Annotated in this window: 19 protein-coding genes; 18 read left to right on the forward strand and 1 reads right to left on the reverse strand. The window is 63.6% G+C overall.

The features are described from left to right. Nucleotides 1-202 precede the first annotated feature (202 nt). Genes RN346_RS07430 through sppA form a run of 3 tightly spaced genes read left to right on the forward strand, consistent with a single transcriptional unit; the run spans nt 203 to nt 2,969 of the window. Complete coding sequence (locus RN346_RS07430; protein WP_311960702.1) at nt 203-1,144, forward strand: RluA family pseudouridine synthase; 942 nt, start codon at nt 203-205, stop codon at nt 1,142-1,144. Between the two features lie 9 nt (nt 1,145-1,153). Then, nucleotides 1,154-1,807, forward strand: coding sequence for an HAD-IA family hydrolase (locus RN346_RS07435; RefSeq protein ID WP_311962588.1), 654 nt, complete (start codon nt 1,154-1,156; stop codon nt 1,805-1,807). Nucleotides 1,808-1,844: 37 nt separating this feature from the next. Further along, the gene (gene sppA, locus RN346_RS07440; RefSeq protein WP_311962589.1) at nt 1,845-2,969 is read left to right on the forward strand and encodes a signal peptide peptidase SppA; all 1,125 of its coding nucleotides are present in this window, start codon (nt 1,845-1,847) and stop codon (nt 2,967-2,969) included. Here sppA and RN346_RS07445 read toward each other — a convergent pair. After that, on the reverse strand, nt 2,966-3,580 hold the full coding sequence (locus RN346_RS07445; RefSeq protein ID WP_311960703.1) for a Maf family protein: 615 nt from the start codon (nt 3,578-3,580) through the stop codon (nt 2,966-2,968). The genes sppA and RN346_RS07445 overlap by 4 nt on opposite strands. 388 nt (nt 3,581-3,968) lie before the next feature. Here RN346_RS07445 and RN346_RS07450 point away from each other — a divergent pair, with 388 nt between their 5' ends. The 15 genes from RN346_RS07450 to RN346_RS07520 all read left to right on the forward strand — a co-directional run bounded on the left by RN346_RS07450 (nt 3,969) and on the right by RN346_RS07520 (nt 17,008). Continuing rightward, a complete protein-coding gene (locus tag RN346_RS07450) occupies nt 3,969-4,517 on the forward strand; it encodes a YceD family protein (protein WP_263584258.1) in 549 nt (182 codons plus the stop codon). Nucleotides 4,518-4,553: 36 nt separating this feature from the next. Continuing rightward, the gene (gene rpmF, locus RN346_RS07455) at nt 4,554-4,724 is read left to right on the forward strand and encodes a 50S ribosomal protein L32 (RefSeq protein WP_252107626.1); all 171 of its coding nucleotides are present in this window, start codon (nt 4,554-4,556) and stop codon (nt 4,722-4,724) included. A 42-nt stretch (nt 4,725-4,766) separates the two neighbouring features. Then, nucleotides 4,767-5,819, forward strand: a complete 1,053-nt coding sequence (gene plsX, locus RN346_RS07460; RefSeq protein ID WP_263584257.1) for a phosphate acyltransferase PlsX — start codon at nt 4,767-4,769, stop codon at nt 5,817-5,819. Nucleotides 5,820-5,906: 87 nt separating this feature from the next. Continuing rightward, the gene (fabD, locus tag RN346_RS07465) at nt 5,907-6,869 is read left to right on the forward strand and encodes an ACP S-malonyltransferase (RefSeq protein WP_311962590.1); all 963 of its coding nucleotides are present in this window, start codon (nt 5,907-5,909) and stop codon (nt 6,867-6,869) included. A gap of 44 nt (nt 6,870-6,913) precedes the next feature. Then, the gene (fabG, locus tag RN346_RS07470; protein ID WP_263584255.1) at nt 6,914-7,657 is read left to right on the forward strand and encodes a 3-oxoacyl-ACP reductase FabG; all 744 of its coding nucleotides are present in this window, start codon (nt 6,914-6,916) and stop codon (nt 7,655-7,657) included. Nucleotides 7,658-7,781: 124 nt separating this feature from the next. Next, the gene (gene acpP / locus RN346_RS07475) at nt 7,782-8,015 is read left to right on the forward strand and encodes an acyl carrier protein (protein ID WP_008956801.1); all 234 of its coding nucleotides are present in this window, start codon (nt 7,782-7,784) and stop codon (nt 8,013-8,015) included. Nucleotides 8,016-8,201: 186 nt separating this feature from the next. Further along, nucleotides 8,202-9,440: a beta-ketoacyl-ACP synthase II gene (fabF, locus tag RN346_RS07480; protein ID WP_311962591.1), complete on the forward strand. Its 1,239-nt coding sequence runs from the start codon at nt 8,202-8,204 to the stop codon at nt 9,438-9,440. Between the two features lie 6 nt (nt 9,441-9,446). Beyond that, complete coding sequence (gene pabC, locus RN346_RS07485; protein WP_311962592.1) at nt 9,447-10,250, forward strand: aminodeoxychorismate lyase; 804 nt, start codon at nt 9,447-9,449, stop codon at nt 10,248-10,250. An 18-nt stretch (nt 10,251-10,268) separates the two neighbouring features. Then, the gene (gene mltG / locus RN346_RS07490; protein WP_263584252.1) at nt 10,269-11,276 is read left to right on the forward strand and encodes an endolytic transglycosylase MltG; all 1,008 of its coding nucleotides are present in this window, start codon (nt 10,269-10,271) and stop codon (nt 11,274-11,276) included. 47 nt (nt 11,277-11,323) lie between these two features. Further along, nucleotides 11,324-11,977: a dTMP kinase gene (tmk, locus tag RN346_RS07495; RefSeq protein ID WP_311960708.1), complete on the forward strand. Its 654-nt coding sequence runs from the start codon at nt 11,324-11,326 to the stop codon at nt 11,975-11,977. Continuing rightward, nucleotides 11,968-12,951 carry a DNA polymerase III subunit delta' gene (locus RN346_RS07500; RefSeq protein ID WP_311962593.1) on the forward strand — a complete coding sequence of 328 codons (984 nt, stop codon included), beginning with the start codon at nt 11,968-11,970 and terminating at the stop codon, nt 12,949-12,951. Before tmk ends, RN346_RS07500 begins: the two co-directional genes overlap by 10 nt. A gap of 49 nt (nt 12,952-13,000) precedes the next feature. Further along, complete coding sequence (locus RN346_RS07505; protein WP_311962594.1) at nt 13,001-13,336, forward strand: PilZ domain-containing protein; 336 nt, start codon at nt 13,001-13,003, stop codon at nt 13,334-13,336. Between the two features lie 51 nt (nt 13,337-13,387). Next, on the forward strand, nt 13,388-14,218 hold the full coding sequence (locus RN346_RS07510) for a TatD family hydrolase (RefSeq protein ID WP_311962595.1): 831 nt from the start codon (nt 13,388-13,390) through the stop codon (nt 14,216-14,218). Between the two features lie 34 nt (nt 14,219-14,252). Continuing rightward, nucleotides 14,253-14,813 carry a DUF1285 domain-containing protein gene (locus RN346_RS07515; protein WP_311962596.1) on the forward strand — a complete coding sequence of 187 codons (561 nt, stop codon included), beginning with the start codon at nt 14,253-14,255 and terminating at the stop codon, nt 14,811-14,813. Beyond that, nucleotides 14,810-17,008 (forward strand): ATP-dependent helicase, encoded by a 2,199-nt coding sequence (locus tag RN346_RS07520; protein WP_311962597.1) that lies wholly within the window; start codon nt 14,810-14,812, stop codon nt 17,006-17,008. The genes RN346_RS07515 and RN346_RS07520 overlap by 4 nt, the downstream gene beginning before the upstream one ends. Nucleotides 17,009-17,046: the final 38 nt, after the last annotated feature.

The following is a 17,046-nucleotide window of genomic DNA, read 5'->3' on the forward strand; positions in this document are numbered from 1 at the left end:
TTGGGCAGGAAAACAACGGTGTCTGTCGGGCGTACCCAACCTGCATCACGCCCTGCCAATGAGCCATTTGGAATATAACAGGTAAGCCTGGCGCCAGCAATTGACGCAATGGCGCTAGCACTGGGTTAGAATGGGGCGCTTTGGCATTGATGGTTCTACAACCGACCAGACGAGTGTCACAACCGACCAGGAGCATGCGGCGATGGCCGAAGGGCGCGAAGTGCAGTGGGTGGAGATCGCCCCGGAACAGGCGGGTCAGCGGATCGATAATTTTTTGATGACCCGTTTAAAAGGGGCGCCCCGCGCCTTGATCTACCGCATCGTGCGTAAGGGCGAAGTGCGCGTCAATAAAAAGCGCGTCAAGGTGGACTATCGACTCAACGCCCATGATCTGGTGCGCGTGCCGCCGCTTCGCCTGACCCCGCGCGAGGCGCAAAAGGAGGTCAGCGACAGCCTGCGCGATCTTCTGATCGGCAGCGTCATCATGGAAGGCCCGGAATGGATGGTGTTGAACAAGCCATCGGGCCTTGCGGTGCATGGTGGAAGCGGCGTGAAGATCGGGCTGATCGAGGCGCTTAGGCAGGTGCGCGACGACCTGAGCTTTTTAGAGCTGGTTCATCGGCTGGATCGTGACACCTCCGGATGTTTGCTGCTCGCCAAGTCCCGCGAGGCGCTGGTGACGCTCAATGAGTCGCTCAAAAAGCACGCCATGGACAAGCGCTACGTGGCGCTGGTCAGCGGGCGCTGGCCGGCGCGCAAGACCTATGTCAGCGCACGCCTGGACCGGTATGACGCCGGCAACGGCGAGCGCCGCGTGCGGGTCGACCCGAATGGCAAGGTCTCGCGCACCCATTTTCAGGTGCTGGAAGCCTTCGAGAAAGCGACGCTGATCGAGGCGGAGCCGGTGACCGGGCGTACCCACCAGATTCGCGTGCACGCCGCCCACGCCGGCCACGCGCTGTTGGGCGACGACAAGTACGCCACTAAAGAGAGCGGCCACATGTCGCGCCAACTCGGCGTCGAACGGCTGTTTCTGCACGCCCGCGCGCTGACCTTTCCCGAGCCCGGTAACGGCCGCCCTGTTACGGTGAAGGCGCCGCTGCCCGAAGCGCTCGAATCCGCCCTTGCCCGCGCGCGCCGCTAAGGATCGACCATGCGTTATGAGCTGATCATTTTCGACTGGGACGGCACGTTGATGAATTCGGTGCCTAAAATCGTCGCCTGCATGCAGGCCGCCGCCCGGGAGGCCGAGTGGGGCGAACTCGAGGTGGGCGCGATCGAGAACATCATCGGCCTGGGGTTGCCCGAAGCGATTGCCACGCTCTGCCCGGGCATCGACGATGAGCGCGCCGAAGCGCTCAGGCAGCGCTACTCGCACCACTTCGTGGTCGAAAACACCACACCCATGCCGTTTTTCGACGGCGCTCTGGAGGGGCTTTCGCGGCTCAAGTTTCGTTCGGGGCAGCGCCTGGCGGTGGCCACCGGCAAAAGCCGCCGCGGGCTCGACCGGATCTTTCGCGAAACCGGTAGCGGCGAGCTTTTTGATGCCAGCCGCACTGCGGACGAAACCCGCTCGAAGCCCCATCCGCAGATGCTCGAGGAGCTCTTGTGCGAGCTCGATATCGATGTCTCCCGCGCGGTGATGGTCGGCGACACCGAGTATGACCTTGAAATGGCCCGCGCACTCGGTATGGACCGTGTCGGCGTCACCTACGGTGTCCATACCTCTGCCAGACTTCGCCAAAGCGAGCCCCGCTGGGTGGCGCACAGCGTTTCCGATCTTTTCAACTGGCTCGAAGGCGAGTAGCTCGCCCGACCGCCCATCCCGCTGACAGGAACATGCCATGAACAACGACGAGGGACGTTTCGACCCGCCGCCGCGCCGCCGTCTGGACGCGCAGAACGATACGGCGACCGGCCGTGAGGATCGCTGGACTGAGGGGCCGGAAGTGGCCAAAAGCGAGCGCGGCGAGACGCTTGCGGGCGCGCCGGATGACAGCAGCGAGACCCTGCGCGAGCGCCAACGGCTGGCGCAGATCGAAATGATGGATCGCTGGATCGGCGGCGTACTCACCGAGCAGCGCCGCAGCCGGCGTTGGAAGCTCTTTTTCCGTCTTCTCATGCTGACGCTGGTGCTCGCGCTGCTCTTTTTTGCGCTCTACCGCGTATTCTTCCCGACTTCCGGTAGCGCCGCGCCCACGCAAAAGCACCTGGCGCTGGTCGAGGTTCATGGCGTGATCGCCGGTGATGCGCCGGCCAACGCGGAGCGCATCATCAAAGGGCTCGACCGCGCCTGGGAGGCGGACAGCGCGGCCGCCATCGTGCTGCATATCGACAGCCCCGGCGGAAGCCCGGTGCAGTCTCAGCGAGTCTACGCGGAGATCATGCGGCTCAGAGAGCAGGGCGACAAGCCGATCATCGCCGTGATCGAGGATATCGGCGCCAGCGGCGCCTACTACATCGCTTCGGCGGCGGACACCATCGTCGCCTCGCCGGCGAGCCTGGTGGGCTCCATTGGCGTGATCTACGCGGGCTTCGGTTTTCAGGAAGCGATCGATGAGCTCGGCGTCGAGCGCCGGGTGATGACCGCTGGCGAGAACAAGGCGTTTCTGGACCCGTTCCAGCCGCTGAATGACGAGATCGCCGCCTTCTGGCAGGGCGTGCTGGAGCAGACGCATCAACAGTTCATCGATGACGTCGTCGCCGGGCGCGGCGATCGGCTGGTGCAGAGCGACGAACTCTTCTCCGGTTTGATCTGGAGCGGTGAGCAGGCAATCGAGCTGGGGCTCATCGATGAGTTGGGTAGCCTTGAGCAGGTCGCCCGCGCGCAGGTCGACGAGGCCGCCTGGGAGAATTATACCCCGCGCCTCGACCCCTTCGAGCGCTTTACGCGGGGCTTCACCGGCGCGGCGGCAGAGCTTCTGGGCGTCGAAACCACGCGCTCGCCGCTGCGTTTCGAGGCGCGTTAGGCCGTCGCCACGCGCTCGCCGAGCGGGTCCATGCCCGCCTGGCGCAAAAGCGTGCATAGCGCCATGAGCGGAAGGCCGATGAGCGCGTTGGGGTCACGCCCGTCGAAGGCGTCGAACAGCGTGATCCCAAGCCCTTCCATGCGAAAGCTGCCGGCGCTATCCAAGGGCTGCTCGGTCGCAACGTAGCGCTCGATCTCGTATTGAGTCAGCGTTCGAAAGACGACCTCGAAGGGCTCGACGATGACCTCGTGCTGACCGCGGCGGGTGTCGAGCAGCGCCAGGCCGGTCAAAAAGCGCACCCGGTGGCCGGAGAAGCGCGAAAGATTGGCGCAGGCGCGCTCATGAGTGTGCGGTTTGCCGAGGATCTCGCCGTCGAACAGCGCGATCTGGTCCGAGCCGATGATCAGGTGGTCGGGAAACTCATCGGCAACGGCGCTCGCCTTGCCCAGCGCCAGGCGGTGCACCAGCGCCTCTGGCGACTCATTCGACTCAGGCGTTTCGTCGATATCCGGCGAGCGGCACTGGTAAGGAAGCTGGAGGCGGTCGAGCAGCGCTTTGCGAAAGCGGGAGCTCGAGGCGAGTACGAGCGGGGCATTGGCGACTTCGGGCACGGTGTTCTCCTTGGGCCTTTAAAGGGCGTTATAAAACGTCAGTATTCAAAAGTCGGTCAGCTCGGTAAAAGCACTCGTCCGGGTTGTATTAAACCGCTGTCGCCCACAAGTTTTAAAACGCGGTGCAAGGCGGTTTATAAAAGACTTTGAAAACCTGATCTAAAACAGTAGTTAAAAACAGCCCGCCAGGGTAGTGCTGGATGACTCAACGTAGCTTTAGGCAGGCGGGCGCTTAAAGAGGAAAGCGCTTTTTAGAACGTTTTAATACCCATTGATAACGCTTTTTATACCGCCTTGCGTAAAACGTGTGAGATTAACGCCTAAAAGGGCAAAGAAATGGTGGTACGGCTTTGACAGGGCCGCGGCGAGTGCCTATCATTGCGCGCCTATGTTGACCTCACAACTCCCCAGTCGGGTCGAGCCTTATAAGCTCGCCGCCCGCGACGAACGACTCGAAGGCCAAGTGGCGCTCGATAGAATGCCCCGTTTGGCCGAAGAGGCTGGTGAACAAACCGGCGAATGCTTTGCATCGCTTGCGTTTGGTATCGATGCCCAGGGTCGTCGTGAAATTCGTGGCCATGTGCGTGCAACGCTCTCGCTTGCGTGTCGCCGCTGTCTGGTGCCGCTAAGCCAGGACGTGTCGAGCGACTTCCTGCTGGGAATGATTGCCGACGAGGCGCTGGCGTCCGAGCTTCCTGCCAGTCACGAGCCGGTACTGGTGGAAAACGAACAGCTGGACTTGCTGACGGTTCTCGAGGACGAACTCATCCTCAGTTTGCCGCAAGTGGTCTATCACGACGAGGCCGAGTGTCATGTCTCGTCAGATCAGCTGGTCAGCAAGACGGACGGCGCAGCCGATGCGCCTGCCCCCGCATCGAATCCTTTCGCGGTGCTTGGCGCCTTGAAAGGAAAGGACTCATCCGACGGTAAGAAGTAAGCGGTACTTACCTACTTAATCCAGGAGTAACATCCCATGGCAGTTCAAAAAAGTCGTAAAACTCGTTCCAAGCGCGGCATGCGTCGTAGCCACGACGCCCTGACGGGCCCGACCCTGTCCCAGGACAAGGAAACCGGCACTACCCACCTGCGCCACCACGTTGCGCCGGACGGCTTCTATCGCGGTCGCAAGGTCGTCGAGGTATAAGCCTCACGTCTTGTTTAAACGGCAAAACGGAGCCAGTCTCACGTGCGCCTAGCGATTGATGCAATGGGGGGCGATGAAGGCCCCCGTTGTATCGTCGAAGGGTCTGCCAGGGCGGTAGTCGAACGCCCGGAGCTTGAACTGGTTCTGTTTGGCCCTGCTCAGCGCCTGGCGACTGAGCTTAAGCGCTTGCCGCGGCCTTTGGCTGCGGCAGCGTCGCGTTTGGTGGTTCGTGATACGCCGGATTATGTGCGTCCGGACGCCACTGCGGCCTGGGCGCTACGCTACGGCCACGCCACCAGCATGGCCGCCATGCTGTCGATGGTCAAAAGCGGCGAGGCGAGCGCCGGCGTGAGCGCAGGCAACACCGCCGCGCTCGTCGCGCTGGCCCGACGCGACGTGGGGCTTTGCGGTGGGCTCTCGCGCCCGGCGATCAGCACGTCGATTCCGTCCGGGCAAAACGGGCGCTGCTATTTACTGGATCTCGGCGCCAACGTGGACTCGCCGCCGGAGCGGCTGGTGGATTTCGCCCTGATGGGGGCGGCGATGGCGCAGTGTCTGGACGGCATCGAGAAGCCCAGCGTTGCGCTATTGAACGTGGGAGTCGAGGCAGTCAAGGGCAGTGCCAGCGTGCGAAAGGCCGATGCGTGTCTTCGCGAGCGCGCCGAGTCGCTCGGTCTTGATTATCGCGGCTATGCCGAGGGCGGCGATATCTACCGGGGCGAGTTCGACGTGGTGGTCTGCGATGGTTTCATCGGCAACGTGACGCTCAAGGCGAGTGAAGGTCTGACCCGTATGCTCGTAAAGCGTTTGCAAACGGCGCTTGGGTCGCGTCCGAGCGGGCGGCTGGCGAGTTGGCTGGCAAGGCCCTTGTTGCGCCAGCTTCAGCATGAATTGAGTCCGGTGCGCTATAACGGTGCCACTCTTTTGGGTCTTAAAGCGAGCGTGGTGAAAAGTCACGGCAGCGCCGACGCCGAAGGTTTTTACTACGCGATCGAACGCGCGCTACACCAGGTAGCGCACAGTCTGCCCGCCCGTGTCGAGCGCCTGCTTTTAGAGCGAGGCCCGCGCGGGGCGAGCAATAAAACAACGCATTGAAAGTTGATTGGACGGCCGGCTGCCAGCGGCGCCGTCTTGTCCATGTGCTCGAATGAGCAAATGCCTACTAGAGCAAAGGTGAACGATATGTCACAACCCCTTGCCTTCGTGTTTCCCGGTCAGGGTTCGCAGCAGCCAGGCATGCTGCGCGAGCTGGCCGAGCGCTACAGCGTGGTGGGAACGACATTCGAGGAAGCGTCGGATGCCCTGGGCTTCGATCTGTGGAAAATCGTCCAGGATGGCCCGGAGGAGGCGCTCAACAAAACGGCGTGCACTCAGCCGGCGCTTTTGACCTCAAGCGTTGCGATCTGGCGCGTCTGGCAGGAGCTCGAAGGCCCGCGGCCCGGCATCATGGCCGGCCACAGTCTGGGTGAGTACAGCGCCATGGTGTGCGCTGGGGTCGTGGGGTTTGCCGAAGGCGTGCGCATGGTGCGCCTGCGCGGCGAGGCGATGCAGGATGCCGTGCCCGACGGTGAGGGCGCGATGGCTGCGATTCTGGGCCTTGGTGACGACGCCGTGGAAGCGGCGTGCGCAAGTGCTGCCCAAAACGAGGTGGTCGCCGCCGTCAACTACAATTCGCCCGGCCAGGTCGTGATCGCTGGCCACAAGGGCGCGGTGGAGCGGGCGATCACTGCCTGCCAGGAAGCCGGTGCCAAGCGCGCGATGGCGCTACCGGTATCGGTGCCATCACACTGCGCGCTGATGCGTCCGGCCGCCGAGCGGCTCAGCGCCCACATGAAAGAGATCGAATTTCGCGCGCCACGCTATAAGGTCGTGCAAAACGTCGATGCAAAGGCTCACGCCGACATCGACACGCTGCGCACGCGGCTGATCGAGCAGCTCTATCAGCCGGTGCGCTGGTCGGCCTGCGTCGAAAAGATGGTCGACCAGGACGCGAGCGTTTTCATCGAGTGCGGGCCGGGCAAGGTATTGACCGGGCTCAACAAGCGTATCGTGCGCTCGATCAAGGGTTTGGCGGTCAACGATCCGGACAGTCTCGAGCAGGCCCTCGAGCTTGCCCGCGAAGCGGTCGCCGACCATCGCGCGTAGGCGCTACACTGGTCAGATTCTCAAACGGTTAAAGGCAAAGCGTTATGACCATCGAAAGTAAAGTTGCGCTGGTAACCGGCGCCAGTCGCGGCATCGGTCGCGCCATCTCGCACGAGCTCGGCCGCCAGGGTCGCATCGTCATCGGTACGGCCACCAGCGAGTCCGGTGCGCAAAAGATCGATGCGGATTTGAAAGAGCAGGGTATCGAAGGCGCGGGTATCTGCTTGAACGTTACCGATCAAGCGAGCATCGATTCTGTGCTCAAGGAGATCGGCGAGCGTTTTGGTGCCCCGACCATTCTGGTCAATAATGCCGGCATCACGCGCGATAACCTGTTGATGCGCATGAAAGAAGACGAGTGGGATTCGGTCATGGATACCAATCTCAAATCCGTTTATCGTGTAAGTAAAGCTTGCCTTCGCGGTATGACAAAGGCACGCTTTGGGCGTATCGTATCGATCAGCTCGGTAGTGGCCACCATGGGCAATCTGGGCCAGACCAACTATGCGGCCGCCAAGGCGGGCATGGAGGGCTTTAGCCGGGCGCTGGCGCGGGAAGTCGCGTCTCGTGCGATCACCGTCAATACCGTGGCGCCAGGGTTTATCGCAACCGATATGACCGAGGCGCTGCCCGAAGCGCAGCACGAAGCGCTGTTGAAACAGATTCCTCTGGCGCGCCTGGGCGGGCCGGAAGAGATCGCTGCGGCGGTGGGCTTTTTGACCAGCGACGCGGCAGGCTACATTACCGGCGAGACGCTTCACGTGAACGGCGGTATGAATATGCGTTGATGGCCCGGATTCGACGGTTGCGTCGACTCTGGGGCGTCTATAAACTACCCGCAGCTTTTGGCTAGCGGTTCCCGATATAGCTGGTTATCAATAACGGCTAACTGTGAATGACTGGAGTACGTTGATGAGTACCATTGAAGAGCGCGTTAAAAAAGTCGTGGCCGAGCGCCTGAACGTCAAGGAAGAGGATATCCAGAATAGCTCTTCGTTCACCGAAGATCTGGGCGCTGATTCGCTTGACACCGTAGAGCTCGTTATGGCGTTGGAAGAGGAATTCGACACCGAAATTCCTGACGAAGAAGCCGAAAAGATCACCACGGTTCAGGAAGCGATCGACTACGTCAACGCCCATCAGTAAGGGCTGATCGACGCGATCGTCCAGACAGGCAGTCGATGTCTGGAGAAAAAAGAGCCGCCCCCATCCGGGGCGGCTTTTTTGTGTCGGCGGTTAAGTGAATTCGTTGGCCAATCTCCGGTATACTAGGCGAAATTTTTTACAGCAGGCCGTTTGGGTCTTGTACCAAGGATGCCGGGAGGAAAGCTGATGGCGCGTAGAAGGGTAGTGGTAACCGGGCTTGGCCTGGTCACGCCAGTGGGCAATACGGTCGAGCAAACGTGGGCCAATATCGTGGCGGGTAAAAGCGGCATTGCGCCGATCGAGCATTTCGATGCCAGCAGTTTCAATACTCGTTTTGGCGGGTCGGTGAAGGGCTTCGATATCGGCGAGTACCTTAATCCCAAGGACGCTCGCAAGATGGATCTGTTCATTCAGTACGGCATGGCCGCGGGTGGACAGGCAATCAGCGACGCCGGGATCGAGTGCACCGAAGAGAACGCCGCGCGTATTGGTGTGGCGATCGGCTCGGGCATCGGCGGGCTTCCGATGATTGAGCAGAACCACAACGCGCTCAACAAGGGCGGCGCGCGGCGCGTGTCGCCGTTTTTCGTGCCCGGCTCGATCATCAATATGATCTCAGGCAACATGGCGATCCAGCACGGCTTCAAGGGCCCGAACATTGCGATCACCACCGCCTGTACCAGCGGCACACATAACATCGGCTACAGCGCACGCACCATCGCCTATGGTGACGCCGATGTAATGATCTGTGGCGGTGCCGAAATGGCGACTACGCCACTGGGTCTGGGCGGCTTTTCTGCAGCGCGAGCGCTCTCCACGCGTAACGACGACCCGCAGGCGGCCAGCCGCCCCTGGGACGTGGATCGCGACGGCTTCGTGCTCTCCGACGGCGCTGGCGTGCTGGTGCTCGAAGAGTACGAACACGCCAAGGCGCGCGGCGCGAACATCTACGCCGAGCTTTCGGGCTTTGGCATGAGCGACGACGCCTTCCATATGACCGCGCCGCCGGAAGACGGCCGCGGCGCGGCGCTCGCCATGAGCAACGCCATCAAGGATGCCGGCATTGACCCGGAGAAAGTCGACTATATCAACGCTCACGGCACCTCGACCGCGGCGGGCGATCTCGCCGAAAGCCGGGCCATCGAGCGCGTCATCGGCGCGGGGGCCAAAAACGTGGCGGTGAGCTCGACCAAATCGATGATCGGCCATCTTCTTGGCGCGGCGGGCGCGGTCGAAGCGGTCTTCAGCATTCTGGCGATTCGCGACCAAATCGCGCCGCCGACCATCAACCTGGACAACCCGCAGCCGGGCTGCGATCTCGACTACGTGCCGCACACGGCGCGCGAGATGCGCATCGACACTACGCTCTCCAACTCCTTTGGGTTTGGCGGCACCAACGGCTCGCTGCTGTTCACGCGGGTATAAACGCCGATGCCCGAGGCCTGCCACGTACCCGGCGATGACCGCGGGCTCGCGTTTGGCGACGGGCTGTTCGAGACGGTGCTGATGCGCGCGGGCCAGCCGCTTTTGTGGTCCTTCCACGTCAAGCGTCTGGCCCGCGGTTGTCAACGGCTCGACCTTCCCATGCCTTCGCTCGATGCGCTGGAGGCGAGCTTTACGCTTGACCCGGCGCGCGGGCTCGAAGTGCTCAAGCTGGTCGTGACCCGGGGCAGCGGTGGCCAGGGGTACCAAACGCCCGAGGTATCCGAGCCGCGCCTGCTAGTGAGCTATCGCCCCTTTACCGCTCCGGTCGAGCGCTGGCGCCACGGCGCCTGCGTGCGACTTTGCGAGCTGCGCTTGGGCCATCAGCCCCGGCTTTCGGGCATCAAGCATCTGAGCCGGCTCGAGAACGTGCTGGCGCGCCAGGAGTGGCGTGACCCGGACATTCACGAAGGACTTTTGCTCGATACCCAGGGGCTGCTCATTGAGGCGGTCAGCATGAACGTGTTCTGGCGTGACCGCGGGCGAGTGTTCACCCCAATGCTCGAGCAGTGCGGCGTGGCGGGAACGCTTCGCGACGCGCTGATCGAGCAGGGCCACGTCGAGGTTGCCGAGATCGACGCGCGCGCGCTTTTGGGCGTCGAGGCGCTGTGGGTCGGCAACTCCGTTCAGGGGCTTTGGCCGATTCATACCCTGCTCGACGCCGGTGGTGCCGCGCTTGCGCACTGGCCGCTCACGCCAGGCAGCCTTCAGCGCGAGGCGCATCGTCTTCTGGGCTACCCGGATTCATTTTGACAAGAGGCAGCGAGTGACATGGTGAAACGACTGCTGGGGGCGCTGCTGGTACTAGCGCTGCTCGTCGGGGCGGCGCTGGCCGGCGGCTACGTGTACTGGCAAAGCCGGCTCGACGCGCCGGTGACCCTCGATGAACCGACGCTTTATTACGTAGCCCCCGGTACCGGGTTCAACCAGGCGATCGCCGATCTCGACGCCCAGGGCGTGGTCGACGATAGCTGGGCGTTTCGCCTGCTGGCGCGCATCGCACCCGATGAGGTGCCACGGCTTCGCGTCGGCGAGTACCGCATCACGCCGGACATGAGTGCGCGCGAGGTCATGGCGCTACTGGGCAGTAATGACGTGGTGACTTACGCGCTGACCGTGCCCGAAGGATGGACGTTTCGTCAGATGCGCGAACGTCTGGACCGCGCCGAAAAGCTCGACAACCGCACTGCCGGCATGAGCGATGACGAGGTGATGGCGCTTCTGGGTCGCGAAGGCACCTACCCGGAAGGCTGGTTCTTCCCGGATACCTACCGCTATCACTTAGGCATGAGCGACGTCGACATCCTTCGCCAGGCGCTCGAGCGTATGGAGCAGATGCTCGATGAGGCCTGGGAAGACCGCGCCGATGATCTCACCATCGAGTCGCCCTATGAGGCGCTGATCATGGCTTCGCTCATCGAGCGTGAAACCGGGGCGCCGGAAGAGCGTCGCGAAATCGCGGGCGTGTTCAAGCGGCGCATGGAGCAGGGCATGCGCCTGCAAACCGACCCCACGGTGATCTACGGTATGGGCGAGCGCTACGATGGGCGCATCACTTACGCGGATTTGCGTGAAGCCACGCCCTACAATACCTACGTGATCGACGGCATGCCGCCCACGCCCATCGCAATGCCTGGCCGGGCCTCACTCGAGGCCGCCGTCAACCCGCTTCCCGGTGAGACGCTCTATTTCGTCTCCAAGGGGGACGGCACGCACCATTTTTCGCGCACCCTGCGCGAGCATAACAACGCCGTCAATCGCTATATACGCAATCAGTAAGGCAGCGCCGGGGAGCCCGGCGCTGCTCACGGTTTTACGAGGTGTCAATGACCCAGCGCGGTCGCTTTATTACCCTGGAAGGGGGCGAAGGGGTGGGCAAATCCACCAACGTTGCCTTCGTGGCGCAGTGGCTTCGAGCACAAGGGCGTGAGGTCATCATGACCCGCGAGCCCGGCGGCACCCCGCGGGCCGAGTCGATCCGCGAGCTGCTGCTGGCCACCACGTTTGATGAGCCGCTCGATAGCGACGCCGAGCTTCTTTTGATGTTCGCCGCCCGCGCCCAGCACCTGGCCGAGAAGATCGAGCCGGCGTTGGCCCGCGGGGTTTGGGTGGTGTGCGACCGCTTCACCGATGCTACCTTTGCCTACCAGGGCGGCGGGCGCGGCATCGATCCCGCACGCATTGAAATTCTCGAGCGCTTCGTACAAAAGGGGCTCGCGCCGGATCTGACCCTGCTGCTCGATATGCCGCCGGAGGCGGCGAAGGCGCGTTTGGAGGGCCGGCGACAGGCCAGCAATACCGAGCCGGATCGCTTCGAGCGCGAGCAGGCCGCCTTTTTCAGCGCCGTACGCGATGCCTACCATGCGCGCGCCGCGGCCGACCCAAAGCGCTTTGCCTTGATCGATGCGCAAAAGCCGCTCGATCAGGTTCAAGCCGCCCTGACACGGGCGCTGAGCGAGCGGGTGGCGGCATGGCGCTAGCGGATCTTCTGCCGTGGCATCGCGAGATGTGGCAGCAGTTTCTGCGACTCTCACGCGAGAGGCGCATGCCCCACGCGCTGCTGCTCAGCGGCGCCCGCGGGCTTGGCAAACAGCAGCTTGCCGATGCGCTGGTGGCGCGTACGCTGTGCCTGGACCCTGGTGAGCAGGCCTGCGGCCACTGCCACAGCTGCAGCATGCTCGCCTCGGGCTACCATCCAGATTTGATGCGCATTAGCCTGGAGGAGGGCAAGCGTCAGATTCGGATCGACCCGATTCGTGAGGTCAATCGCTTCGTTCACCAGACCGCCCAGCAGGGCGGCTACCGGGTGATCGTCATCAGCCCGGCAGAGGCGATGAACAGCGCCGCCGCCAACGCGCTGCTCAAGAGTCTCGAGGAGCCCGGCGAGCAGACGCTGTTTATTCTGCTGTCGGACGTGCCCTCGCGCATGCTGCCCACCATACGCTCGCGCTGTCAGCAGTGGTCGCTGCCGAGCGTGCCTTTCGAGCAGTGTCAGGGCTTTTTGACCGAGCAGTTGGGCAGCGACGAGGCACTTTTCTGGTGGCAGGTGTCCGGGGGGCTGCCGCTCTTGGCCGTCGAGCTTGCCGCCCCGGACGAGCGCGCGCTGCGCCACCAGATTCACGATAGCTTCGAGCAGCTGGTGCGCGGCGCGGAGCCGGTTTCTGAAGCGGCGCGGCTGGACCGCCAGATGATCGACGCCATATTATGGTACGGTATCGCCTGGCTCGAGGATCTGATCCGGCTCGGCCTGACCGGCCAGACCACGGCGCTGCACAATCCGGATCTGGAGCCGCTCTACCGGCAGGCGGTCAAGAATGCCCGTGTTCAGGACTGGTTTCGCCTGCTGGATTACGCGCGCGAGCAGCGCCGGCTACTGTCGATGGGTACCAACCCCAATCCTCAGCTGGTGCTCGAGGCGTGGCTGGTGCGCTGGTCGGCGCTTCTGCGCTCCTGACCGCTGCCTGGCCGCCACCACCCGTTTAACGCCACTGCACGAGGTGTCGATGACCGCTCAAAAAGCCCTTTCGCTGACGGTGCCGGATATTCCCACGCTGCTCTCGGCCTACATGCCTTATCTTGAGCGCGGCGGCATGTTCGTTCCTGTCGACACGTTCTATCGCCTCGGGCAGGTAGTGCACCTGCTGATCACGCTGCCCGGTGAAAGCGAGCGGCTGAGCGTGACCGGCACGGTCGTTTGGGTCTCGCCGGCCGGTATCAGCGGGCGGCGTATGGCGGGTATCGGCGTGCATTTTGGTCTTCAGGACTACGCGGTGCGCGACAAGATCGAAACCCTGCTCGCCGGCCAGCTCGACGACGCGCCGGCCTCCTTTACGCTCTAGCTAACACGTCATACCTTCGCATCCCAACGTGTCGTTTTATCCGAGGCCTTAATGTTTGTTGACTCGCACTGCCATCTGGATCGTCTCTCCGAACACACCCACGACGGCGATGTCGACGCTGCCCTCGCGGCGGCGCGCGCCGCCCACGTGAGCCAGTTTCTGGCGATTGCGGTCACGCTCGACGATATGCCCGGTCTGGCCGCGCTGGCGCGCCGCCATCAGGACGTGGCGATTTCCGCGGGGCTTCATCCGCTGGCCAAGGTGGAGCGCGAACCCAATGTCGAGATGATCAAGGAAGCCGCGGAGCAGTTCGCAGCGGTGGCGATCGGTGAAACCGGGCTCGACTATCACTACCGCGATCGCGTGAGCATCGAGGTGCAGCACGAGCGTTTCAAACGCCACTTGATCGCCGCCACCGAGCTCGAGCTTCCGGTGGTGGTACACACGCGCGAGGCGAAAGAAGAGACCCTGGCGCTTTTGCGCGAGCATACCGACCCCAATGTCGCCGGGGTGCTGCACTGCTTCACCGAAGATATCGAGATGGCCCGCGAGGCGATTCGCCTCGGCTTCTACATCTCGCTTTCCGGCATCGTCACGTTTGCAAGCGCGAAGTCGCTTCGCGAGCTCGCTCGAGTGCTGCCGCTGGATCGGCTGTTGATCGAAACCGATAGCCCATATCTTGCCCCGGTACCTCATCGCGGTAAACCCAACGAGCCCGCCTGGGTAGTAGAAGTCGCCGAATGCATCGCCGCCGAGCGCGGTATCAGCGTCGACGAAGTCGCCATGCAGACGACGGCCAACTTCTACCGTCTCTTTCGCGGCGCCGCCCCCGATGCGCCGCCCCACGTTCAACAGGCGCTCGCCCAGGCCGGGCTCGTGTGAGCCCCGCCTGCGTGGGCCCCGTCGGGAGAACGCCATGAACATCGATCGTCTGCTCTCGCACCGTCCGGACTCGGCCACTGTGCCGCCGGTGGATCAGTGGCACCCGGCGCTTAGCGGCGATATCGATATCGTCATCGACGCCGACGGGCGCTGGCGACACGAAGGCGAGCCCTTCGGCCGCCCGGAAATTCCACACCTTCTGGCCACGCTCTTGCGCCGCTTCGATGAGGGGATATGTCTGGTCACGCCGGTCGAACGCTGGCGAGTCACGGTCGAGGATTTACCTTTCGTGATCGTCGAAGCGGATTTCAGCGAGGGCGCCTGGTGGTTCACCACCCAGTTCGACGACGTCGTGCGCCTCGATGACGCCCGCCCGATGACGCTCAGCGAAGCCCCGAACGGCGAGCTCATGCCGGAAATCCCGGTGCGCTTTGGCCTGGCCGCCAGGCTTCACCGCAACGTTTTCTACCGGCTGGTCGACGAGGCGGTGCTCGAGGAGCACCCGGCTGGGGCAAGGCTGTGTCTCGAGAGTGCCGGCGCGCGCTACCCGCTTGGCGAGCTTGGCGGCGACGAGCGCGCCCGCGAGACGCCGTGAACCTGACGCCGGAACAGCGCGCGGTCATCGAACACGCAGATGGCCATGCCCGGGTGGCGGCGGTGGCCGGTGCGGGCAAAACCACGACGATGGCCGCCCGTGTGCTGCGCCTTCTCGAGCGCGGTGTCGCCCCCAGGCGTATTCTGGTGCTGATGTTCAACCGCTCCGCGCGAGAGGATTTTCAGCGTCGCCTGGCGATCATGGCGCCCGCCGGCCAGGCGCTTCCCGACGTGCGCACGTTTCACTCGCTGGGGCACCGGCTCACCCAAAGCCTGTGCCGGTGGGGGGCGCTGGAGCAGCGCCAGCTTCTATCGGCGGAGTGGCAGCTCGAGCGGCTGCTGCGCCAAGCGAGTCTCAACGTGCTGGCGGATCAGCCCGAGCGGCGCGAAACCGCGCTCGACGCCGACCGGCTCGAAACGCTGGCGCACTTTTGTGGGCTGGTGAAGGCGGAGCTCTGCACCCCGCAGATGCTTTTCGAACGGTTGGAGCTCGAGCAGGAGAGCGATTACTTTCCCGACGCCTTTGTCGAGGCCGAGCGGCTTTTGAAGGATCACGCGCTGATGACCTACGCGGATCTTCTCTATCGCCCGCTGAACGCGCTGGAGGCAGACGCAGCGCTTCGCGCGCGCGTCGAGGGCTTTCTCGACCACGTCATCATCGATGAGTATCAGGACATCAATACCGCCCAGCAGCGGCTTTTGAAGGTGCTGGCAGGCAACACGGCGAGCGTGATGGCGGTAGGAGATGCCAACCAATGTATCTATGAGTGGCGCGGTGCCCGGCCGGACACCATGCTCGACGACTTCACCGCGACCTTTGGCGCAGCCACCGACTACCCGCTGTCGAGCACCTTTCGTCACGGCCATGCACTGGCACTGACGGCCAATCACGCGATCATGCAAAACGCTCGCCGCCCGGACCAGCTCTGCCTGGCCGCACCGGGCAATGTCGCTACCCGGATCGAGGCCGGCCAGGGCAATCGGCTGCTGCTCGAGGTGCTCGGTCAGTGGCAGGCGTCAAACAGAGCGCTCGACGAGGTGAGCCTTCTGGTGCGCAGCTGGGCGCTGTCGGTGCCGTTTCAGCTGGCGCTGCTGCAAGCGGGCATTCCGTTTCGTTTGGCACGCGAGGACCGCTTCGTGTTCCGCCTGCCGCTGGTGCAGGCGCTGGCCGGGTATCTCAAGCTTTCGCGCCGCCCGGCGCTGTTGAAGGACCCGAACCATCTCATGCTGCTGCTCGCCCAGCCCACGCCCTTCGTGGCGCGAGAGCGGCTGAGCCGTCTGGCGCACCGGCTGGCCGAGACTCAGACCTTTCCCGAGCGCAGTGACCCGCTTCTGGCCTCGCTCAAGCCGATCCAGCAGCGCACGCTGAAAAAGCGCTGGGCACTGCTGTGCGACCTGCCGACGCTCAGCGCCTGGCCGCCGGCGAAACTTTTGCAGCACGTGGTGACGACCATCGAGGCGGAAAAGACGCTCAAGCGCGCCGCCGCGCGCCGCGATAAAGGTGAAGAGGACGTGCGTCTTTTGGACGTGCTGATCGAGCAGGCGCAGAGCGTACAGGACCCGGACGCCTTCATCGAGCTGCTGGAGCGCCCGGTGGAAAATCAGGCCGGCGGCGTGCTGATCAGCACGGTGCATGGGGCGAAGGGCCTGGAGTGGCCGCTGGTCGTGGTCGCCGGGGTCAACGAAGAGGATTTTCCCCATTACAGCCGCGACAACCCGCTTTCCGATGCGCGCCTGGAAGAAGAGCGTCGGCTTTTCTACGTGGCGATCACTCGCGCCCAGGAGCGGCTTTTGATTCTCAACGACGCGGGGGCGCACCGTGCCAGCCGCTTCATTGCCGAGAGCCGCTGGCACGACGGCGTGCGGGTGGCCGAGGCGCTTAAGGCACCGTCCCCGCCGGAAGCGGCGCTTAGCGTCGAGTCGACGGCGCTGATCGAGCGCTATCTCACGCGCCTGGGGCGTGAGGACATCCCCTTGACGACGGCGCCGGCAGGCAAAGCGCCGGCGCAAGGCGTGGGCGAGTTCTATCCGGGGCAGCGGTTGATGCACGAGGTATTTGGCGAAGGGGAGGTCGCCGCGGTGGAGGGCAATCCTCAGGATCCGGTGATCGACGTGCGCTTTACGCAGGCCGGGCGGCGCCGGCTGATTGCCCGGCGCGCGCCGATTACGCTGCTGGAAACCGCCAGGCCCGCCTGATCGGCGGGCCTGGCGGTTTGAGAAAGCTCGGCCTCGTG

Origin of the sequence: Halomonas sp. PAMB 3232 (genome assembly GCF_031954225.1) — a bacterium.
Lineage (GTDB): Bacteria > Pseudomonadota > Gammaproteobacteria > Pseudomonadales > Halomonadaceae > Vreelandella.